The sequence below is a fragment of the Segatella copri genome (genome assembly GCF_009495355.1).
In the GTDB taxonomy this organism is placed as follows: Bacteria; Bacteroidota; Bacteroidia; order Bacteroidales; family Bacteroidaceae; genus Prevotella.
The window spans coordinates 140,544-148,715 of record NZ_VZAD01000061.1 but is presented as its reverse complement, the minus strand read 5'-3'; the positions used below and the strand labels follow the sequence as shown (position 1 = coordinate 148,715).

At 39.7% G+C, this 8,172-nt stretch carries 9 protein-coding genes; 3 read left to right on the top strand and 6 right to left on the bottom strand.

Features of this window, described 5'->3' with window-relative positions; translation table 11 throughout:
- The coding region (locus F7D20_RS13075) for a hypothetical protein (protein ID WP_228114137.1) at nucleotides 1-191 on the top strand (191 nt) is incomplete at its 5' end.
- Between the two features lie 200 nt (nucleotides 192-391).
- On the opposite strand, the gene F7D20_RS07965 is transcribed toward F7D20_RS13075, so the two are convergent.
- The 4 genes from F7D20_RS07965 to F7D20_RS07950 form a co-directional block, all read right to left on the bottom strand.
- Nucleotides 392-580, bottom strand: a complete 189-nt coding sequence (locus F7D20_RS07965) for a type II toxin-antitoxin system YafQ family toxin (RefSeq protein WP_262884594.1) — start codon at nucleotides 578-580, stop codon at nucleotides 392-394.
- A gap of 103 nt (nucleotides 581-683) precedes the next feature.
- Nucleotides 684-923 carry a hypothetical protein gene (locus F7D20_RS07960; protein ID WP_158463573.1) on the bottom strand — a complete coding sequence of 80 codons (240 nt, stop codon included), beginning with the start codon at nucleotides 921-923 and terminating at the stop codon, nucleotides 684-686.
- Between the two features lie 245 nt (nucleotides 924-1,168).
- On the bottom strand, nucleotides 1,169-1,441 hold the full coding sequence (locus F7D20_RS07955; RefSeq protein WP_158463572.1) for a hypothetical protein: 273 nt from the start codon (nucleotides 1,439-1,441) through the stop codon (nucleotides 1,169-1,171).
- Nucleotides 1,442-1,576: 135 nt separating this feature from the next.
- Complete coding sequence (locus F7D20_RS07950; RefSeq protein WP_158463571.1) at nucleotides 1,577-2,230, bottom strand: hypothetical protein; 654 nt, start codon at nucleotides 2,228-2,230, stop codon at nucleotides 1,577-1,579.
- A 570-nt stretch (nucleotides 2,231-2,800) separates the two neighbouring features.
- On the opposite strand from F7D20_RS07950, the gene F7D20_RS07945 reads away from it, so the two are divergent.
- On the top strand, nucleotides 2,801-3,916 hold the full coding sequence (locus tag F7D20_RS07945; RefSeq protein WP_158463570.1) for a S1 family peptidase: 1,116 nt from the start codon (nucleotides 2,801-2,803) through the stop codon (nucleotides 3,914-3,916).
- A gap of 309 nt (nucleotides 3,917-4,225) precedes the next feature.
- Nucleotides 4,226-5,494: an ATP-binding protein gene (locus F7D20_RS07940; protein WP_158463569.1), complete on the top strand. Its 1,269-nt coding sequence runs from the start codon at nucleotides 4,226-4,228 to the stop codon at nucleotides 5,492-5,494.
- Nucleotides 5,495-5,744: 250 nt separating this feature from the next.
- Here F7D20_RS07940 and F7D20_RS07930 read toward each other — a convergent pair whose 3' ends face one another.
- Together F7D20_RS07930 and F7D20_RS07925 are read right to left on the bottom strand one after the other, a co-directional pair.
- Nucleotides 5,745-7,013: a zinc ribbon domain-containing protein gene (locus tag F7D20_RS07930; protein ID WP_158463567.1), complete on the bottom strand. Its 1,269-nt coding sequence runs from the start codon at nucleotides 7,011-7,013 to the stop codon at nucleotides 5,745-5,747.
- 91 nt (nucleotides 7,014-7,104) lie between these two features.
- On the bottom strand, nucleotides 7,105-8,169 hold the full coding sequence (locus F7D20_RS07925; protein WP_158463566.1) for a hypothetical protein: 1,065 nt from the start codon (nucleotides 8,167-8,169) through the stop codon (nucleotides 7,105-7,107).
- Between the last annotated feature and the right edge of the window lie 3 nt (nucleotides 8,170-8,172).

The following is an 8,172-nucleotide window of genomic DNA, read 5'->3' as shown; positions in this document are numbered from 1 at the left end:
TCCACCTCTCATCTCGGTCTTCTCCCCTCAGGGAAGAAGAGGAAACCGCTCCTCTCAATAGTCTTTACGACCCCTTCGGTTCCCCTTGTAGGGGACAGAAACGTCGCTCTGAACCGCTTCATTCTATGGTTGGCGGACCATCAGAGGTCTACGCCAGCAGCGGAGCTGCAGTTTTTTTTTGTGCGGGATAAACCGCAGGGACATGGGGAGGGGCTGATGATGCGACTGCAGGGACATGGGGATTGCTGCTGATGGGAACGCAGGGACACAATGCTGGATGCGGTGATGATAATACTTTTTATTCGACTTTGGACAGGATCGACTCTGGAGAGGTTCCCATCAGGGTTATGGCAGAAATCTTATGACCTTCATTGGCATTTAATGAATGACATCAGCGCTTACGTCCTTTACCAAATAACTCAGAATGCGAACCTAAACGGACTAATACTATTGCGTTATTGTTCTTATCAAACCAAATCAAAAGTGTATCATTCTCTATATGGCATTCCATATAGTTCTTCCAGTTACCTTTCAAAGGATGAGGATTATATTCTTCCGGTATCTGATTGCCTTCTGCCAAAAGCTTAACTATCTCCAAAACGTTTCTACAAATTCTTTATCATTCTTAAAACGCTTATAATCTTTCTTGAACTACGAGGTCTTTCGAATTTCTTTCATAAACTCTATTCCTCCATTGATGCCATGAAACTTTCTAAGCTATCTACTCGAACTACTCCTGCATCATGACCACTCTCTGCCTCTTTCATTGCTGCCAAAGTTTCTGCGTTTGGAACATCTTCCAAAGCAGCACTCCTTGAAACAGGGGAGTCAGAAACTATTTTAACGCCTTTCATAAGAGAGAGGACATTCTTTAATTGCTCCAACAAAGATGGGCTATCTACCTGTAATGTTAACTGTGCCATAACTTCAATATTTAATTCGTAGCAAATATAAGGGTTGTCTGTGAAACAACCAAATTTTTGAAGAGTTTTTGCTTCATATTAATCTGTCTATAACTTCTGAACTTGCGAAAGTCCAATTCCATTATTAAATTCGGTGTTTTTCTACCATTTTTCTGACATTAGACCTATTTATCATATTCCTCTAAAATGTTCTTCCACATAGTCAATGACTTCATCTAATTGTGTCAAAGCCAAGTCTGACCAAACTACTTCCACCCTCTTTTTGCTTTAATATAAGACTCAACTTGCGAATTTAGAATGCAGCGACCTGCTCTATTTTCCTTCAGAGCATGTTCTGCAGCCGCAATCATCACCTCACGTGGTATCCCATGAATCGAATTAGTCGACTCACTCATATCAACATCGCCTAAAGAGGACTCAATTTTAGCTATCAAGGAATATTTATCCTCAATGCTTAATTTCTTGATTTCATCCCAATAAGGAATGGTCCTATCTTGAGATACATTATTTGTCGACATAATACATTCTCCTTTATTCTAATCCTTGCCCGCAAATTTACAACTTACTTTCGTAACCACCAAGAAGAACCTTAAATATTTGACACTAATTGACTTAAGCCACATGCGAAAATTCTGTATCTTATTGGTACTTTTTTACTTCTCGACGACCTCGAAGTCCTCTTTATGGACGCCACGGATGGCAACAGCATAACCTCCAAAGTCGAAGACGAGTTGGCGATCGCGGTCTATGCGGACGATATAGCCTTCGCATCCTGCAAAAATGCCGGTGAGTACACGCAGCTTTACATGGTCTTTGGCAAACTTCTCGAATGGGTCTCTCAGAAACGTTACTCTTTCTGGATTATCCTTCAATACTGTCATGAATGGTTGCATAACCTTGTCCCTGATGGAGGCAGGAACTCCCTTGCATCGGTCTTTCACCAAGTGGTATTGCGGATAATAATTCTTTAGGAATGCTTGGAGGACTTTTGTTTTGCCCTGCAAGAATACGAGTCCACTGATAGATGGCTGTAATTCTTTCTTTACTCCACCTTTCTCGTTCTTTTGTCTGTACCTCAAAGTGCGGTGAATGAAACAAGGTACGGCTGAATTGGGATTTTTCTCGTTATAGTCTTTCATCTCATTCTCAAAAGCCTGGGCTGTCTTGTTGTGAATGAACAGGTAACCCCAGGGCGTTCCTTCTATACCTGGATCCGATTTGTCATCAGCCCCAGTAACGTGAATGCCCTTTGGTAAGCGTTTGCTTACGTCGGTTGTAGAAGGTGAATTCAAGCAATCCTGCGTCATATTCGCTTTTGATTTTATTGCAAAAATACTAAATTATGTTGGATTACGTATCAGATTTTGATATTTTTTGCTGACGATCAAAAAATATGCTTTATTTTTTTGTAAATAGGGCTTGAAAAAGGCTTTCGAAAAACCTCTCTTAATGCTAAGGAGGTTTTTCGAAAACCCACCAGTACTTCCTTAACCTTAAGAGTCTTTTCGAAAACCCACCAGTCCTCCCTTAACCTTAAGGGAGGGTCCACCTCTCATCTCGGTCTTCTCCCCTCAGGGAAGAAGAGGAAACCGCTCCTCCTCGTCGCTCTGAACCATTTCATTCTATGGTTGGCGGACCATCAGAGGTCTACGCCAGCAGCAGAGCTGCGGTTTTTTTGTGCGGGGATGAACCCGCCTTGCGGAAGAACTTGTGAAAGCGAACTTTCATTGCGCTCATTTGCACAACCTTTCCCCTCAGGGTACAGGGGACGTTCCAACCGTACAGGTCTAATTTTATTCTTCAAAAATCTGCATAAAACGTTTGGAAAATAATAAAAAAAGAGTTACTTTTGCAACAAAAACAAAAGACTTTGATCAATGAAGAAAATTACCGCATTCATTCTCTTGCTATTATCATTAGTAAGTTGCAACGAGAAAACAGCCCAAGACTTATTTGACGAATCAAAAACGGGTGTTGTCCTGATTTTGAACGAGTACTATTATGTCATGAAATTACCTAATGGCAACAGCATATACTTCACCGGGATCGACCAGGAGGGCAATCTCGAAAACCTGGCTTTCGAATATGCTGACATCAAAAACAAACGACAAATCTTAACGGGAACCGGCTTCTTCATAGACAAGCAAGGAACTATCATGACAAACCGCCATGTAGCCCAACCCTCTATCGACAAAACGGCAGTAAAAGAAAGTTACAACAACATGGTGGCTTCCATCAAGGCATACTACGCCGCACAGATGAGTGCCTTATCGCAGGAATACCAAAACTTAGAGAGTCAAAAGAGCGATTGCTATTCTTACGATTTCTATGGTAATGCATACGAGAACACGGATAAATTGCAGGAAATAGCCTCACAACAAAGCGAACTGGAAGAGCAGTTCAACACACTGAACAGCGTAAGGGAATCCATGGACGACCACGTTTCATTGGATGAACTAAGCATCACGGCGGTTTGCGAAATCGGAATCGCCTACGACAACACCTTTGTCAATTCCGACAGAGACTTCTTGGACAAAAACCCTTGTGTGGTGATAAAAGTTTCTGACAAAGAAAATACTGACTTAGCCACCATCCAACTAAAGAACAAGAAGACTCCTGACGAGGCTCACGTGTTCAGAACCGACGGAACGATAGACGAAAACGCCATCGATAAGGTGAAAAATATGTTCTCCTCTCACAATGACAAGATTCTTCATATAGACCAACAACTTTATATGATTGGCTACAATGCCGGTCCAACCCTGGCTACTACCAAACAAGGCATCCAAGTTCAAATGACAAGCGGAAAGGTAACCCAGTTGCCAGACGGAGACAGGGTGTTATACAGCATCCCTACCATGCAAGGCTCAAGCGGCAGTCCCGTCATTGACAGCAAGGGAAGATTAGTTGCCGTCAACTTTGCGAAGCTGAGGGGTACTGACAACTTCAACTTCGGCATCCCCATGAACAAAATCGCTGCTTTTCTGAAATAACAAAGGGGAGATTTTGTAGTTTTTGGGGAAGTTAAAGGAGTTAATGGAGTTAAGGAGTTAAGGAGTTAAGACGTATGTCTTGCAGCTTAATAACTACGCCAAAAAGACTGTTGTCTTAACTCCTCAGCGACCGTAGGGAGCGATAACTCCTTTAACTCCTTTAACTTCTGAACTTACGAAACTTGAATTAGGTATATTTAGCTCCTATTTTTTACTACTTCCATCTTTTTATGTAAAAAACACCATTTTGTTTTGTCGATTTAACAAAATAATCGTATTTTTGCAAAATCAACTAAACAATAAGAGATTATGATACAAAAAGAAGTTATCAGAGAAATACTCTTGGAAAATAGAAAAGAGATTGAATTACAGCATATTGTCCCAAGAGACATCCAAATGGAAGAGTTTGCCAACTATGTCTTGATAGGCGTAAGACGAGCCGGCAAATCATTCATGCTTTATCAGCAAATTCAACAATATCTGAAACAAGGTATCAGTTGGAACTCTATGCTCTATCTCAATTTTGAGGATGAGCGATTGATGGGCATGACTGCGCAAGAACTAAACCTCATCCTTGAGGTTCATGGTATGATGTCTTACAAACGTCCAATTCTATTTCTTGATGAAATACAAAACATAGATGGTTGGGATAAATTTGCACGACGTTTAGCTGACAACAAGTACAGAGTCTATATAACAGGCAGCAACGCTAAAATGCTTAGCAGTGATGTGGCAACGACCTTGGGAGGTCGCTATATCACTAAACACATTATGCCATATAGTTTCTCTGAATTTCTGAATGCCAATGAGATTTCTTATGACACAGATACCATCGCGACCACATCAGGAAGAGCAAAAGTACAAAGATATTTTGAAAGCTATTTTCATTTTGGAGGTTTTCCTGAAGGTGCAAAACTGGCATCAAAAAGAGATTATATCAATAGTGTATATCAAAAGATTTACCTCGGCGACATAGCCTCTCGCAACAAAATAGAGAACCAGTTCTCACTTCGCATACTTTTCCGAAAATTAGCAGAGAGCGTGAAGCAACCAATTTCTTTCACACGACTCACCAATATAATAGCATCTACTGGTGCTAAACTCAGCAAACCAACTCTCATCAATTATATTGAATATTCTAAAGATGCTTTCTTAATTTATCCTATCAAGAATATCGCAGACAATCTCACACAACGTGAGACCAACCCTAAATACTATTTTGTAGATAACGGTATTATCAGTATCCTTGCCATGGATATAGACACATCATTATTAGAGAATATGGTTGCAATGGAACTATTACGAAGATATGGGTTAGACGAACAAGTTTTCTTTTATAATAAAAATATAGAAGTAGATTTTTATATACCTGATGCAGCTATGGCTATACAAGTAAGCTACAATCCAAAAAAATCTACAGAAACTTGGGAAAGAGAATCTACAGCTCTTATCAAACTTTCCAAGGTATTGGATTGCAAGCGTCTCATAATCCTAACTTACGAGTTGGAAGAAGAGATTATTGTAAAAGACAAGAAAATAGAAGTGATACCTGTATGGAAATGGTTACTTGATTTATAGCTATTATCCAGAACGTCAAGGCAGAATAAAGAAAAATAATATGGTACAAAGAATTTTCAGACGCAAAATATACGATAAGATTCTTAAATGGAAAGAGGAGAATCATGGTAAAACAGCTCTTCTAATCGAAGGTGCTCGAAGCGTGGGTAAGTCTTGCTTTCGGGGACAAGGCTTTCACGGAATGACTCCTTGTTGTATAAGAAAAGAGGCATATTGATTACCCATATGCCTCTTTTCTCTTTAAGGATTTTCAATCAACAAAAAATTGGAAATTCTGTTGTCTTCCATCGGTATAATGGAATGTACCATTATAAGACGCTACGTAATGATCATAGCCTTCGTCGTCAATAAAACTATCCGTACTATAGTTTCCATCAAATTTACCTATTGTCTTACCACGTAAATACGCCTCCAAGACACATCTTCCAGTTCCTTTGTCATAAGAAACAACACGCAAGATATATTTATCTGATTCATTTTTATAGCACCCTATCTGCCCTTTCACATCTATCTCTCCAGGAAAGTTGGAATCATTTGACCAAAGAGACATCTCTACAGGAGTAGGTTTTGGGGCAGGCGCTTCTCCCTCTTTATGCATCATAATCAGAAGTCCTTTTTTACCATCTTTTCCTGGTCCGATAAGATCATTTTTATTCACGCTAAACGAGAACTTGCTGCTGCCATCTTTTCCTTTAAAAGAATAAGTGTCGTCTGTAGCAGCAATATTCATTTTTATCTTACCTCCCAAGTCCATATTTTTATAAATACAGTTGCGAACATTTGTTCCATCTGTTTCAAATGTAACCTGCATATTGCAAAGATTTCCCTCTTCATCATACATTTTACCGACAAAAGTGACTGGCTCCCAAGTATCAAGACTGTCCACATGAATGCTATCACTTACAACCTCTGGACTTTTCTTAAGGGAATGGCCTCCAGACAAATATTTCCATAACAGCAATCCTCCTCCCAGTAAAAGAATAACTGCAAATATTGCAAGCAATATGCGCATATTGTGATTATCATCATCATCCTCATCATAATACACAGGAGGTGTATCTTGAGTTACAGTGGAAGTTACGCCTCCGACCGGAAAGGCTTCATTGGATAAAGGAGCTCCGCACTTTCCGCAAAATTTCTCGTTGGCTTCACATTTCTGACCACATCTTGGACAGTAAATATCAACCATTTCTGTTTGCTTTTCCCCATTATTACAAATGGTTTGATCTGATAGCTTAAAACCACAAGAACCGCAGAATAAGCTCCCCTCTTCGATTTTTGCATGGCAATTTGGACATTCATTCTTTGCATCAATTGCTGATGACGTTGGCAAAACCACATCAGAAGAATCTTCCACAAACGTATTAGTACATAATTCGTCGCCCTTATCAGGTGCATCAAAAACAATTAGCTGATGACAATGAGGGCATTCGCATTCGACCTGTGAACTTGGCACAGATGATGCTCTGAAGACCATACCACAATATGGGCAAGTCACATCAAATTCTATTTGATCCATAATTCAAAATATTTTATTTACTACAATGATATGAAGAACTCCTTTAGAAGGTGATTGGCATAGGTTAACCCTTACCTGCCTACATTATTACTTAATAATCGTCTTCATGAAAAGACACAGACAGAGAATAATTATAATAACTACCGTCGGAAGAATACATTGTTGGAGTTTTTATCTTAAAGGAATGTCCACCAGGTATGCAGTATCCCTCACTTACAGCTCTATTTACATTGATAATATAGCCGTTATCAAGTTCTATTTGAGGATAATACATTCTTGAAATATCATAGCTCCAATCCCAGTCTGTAACACGCCAGGTTTTACCTGTTGGAACATAGATGTATTTAGACTCTAAATAATAACGAGTACCATAACTCGTATTCTCTATATGTGCTCCATAATTACAATTGTAATAACTCATAGAAGAGCCGTTTGTAAGCATATTAATGGTCACCGTTTTATTTCGTGCCGCTTCCTCAATGCGCGCCTCTTCACGCATTTTTGTGAGTTGTGAGGAAGCTTCATTTCTATGCATTCCCTTTGGGTGTACAGAAAGATATTTTTCAAGTGCCGAAATACCTTTTTTCAGATTACCCGAAGATATATTCATTTTCGCCGTCTCCCAAGCTACAGAATCAGCTACGAATGCTCTTACAACAGTTTCCATTGCTATCCTGTGCGCATTAAGAGCATCTTTCTCATGCTTATTAAGGAAGTTTCGCGCTGCATAGACATCACCTTTCCTTTTTGCAGCATTAAAATCAGCTAATTCCAGTTTTCGTGGCTGATAAATACCGAAATACCAATAAGCCACACTTCCCAAGAGCATACCAAGGGCTATAATTCCTATGATGAAAGGAAAATATGACCTACGTCGCGGTTCCTCTAAATATTGAGGTGGTGCATAATAATCCTGCTGCATTGAGTTTGATGATGGTACATAGCTCTGCTGAACAGGAACTTGTGGAACTACATACGAAGATTCAGGCTCAAAGTCCTCAGTATTGAGAACATCATCCCCTGTCTCTGGTGCATCAAAAACAATTAGCTGATGACAATGAGGGCATTCGCATTCGACCTGTGTACTTGGCACAGATGATGCTCTAAAGACCATACCACAATATGGGCAAGTCACATCAAATTCTATTTGATCCATTTT

Bases quoted from the DNA above. Each gene is read 5' to 3' on its own strand.
- F7D20_RS07960 (WP_158463573.1), bottom strand. From the start codon at position 923: ATGGCACAGTTAACATTACAGGTAGATAGCCCATCTTTGTTGGAGCAA.
- F7D20_RS07955 (WP_158463572.1), bottom strand. From the start codon at position 1,441: ATGTCGACAAATAATGTATCTCAAGATAGGACCATTCCTTATTGGGAT.
- F7D20_RS07950 (WP_158463571.1), bottom strand. From the start codon at position 2,230: ATGACGCAGGATTGCTTGAATTCACCTTCTACAACCGACGTAAGCAAA.
- F7D20_RS07945 (WP_158463570.1), top strand. From the start codon at position 2,801: ATGAAGAAAATTACCGCATTCATTCTCTTGCTATTATCATTAGTAAGT.
- F7D20_RS07940 (WP_158463569.1), top strand. From the start codon at position 4,226: ATGATACAAAAAGAAGTTATCAGAGAAATACTCTTGGAAAATAGAAAA.
- F7D20_RS07930 (WP_158463567.1), bottom strand. From the start codon at position 7,013: ATGGATCAAATAGAATTTGATGTGACTTGCCCATATTGTGGTATGGTC.
- F7D20_RS07925 (WP_158463566.1), bottom strand. From the start codon at position 8,169: ATGGATCAAATAGAATTTGATGTGACTTGCCCATATTGTGGTATGGTC.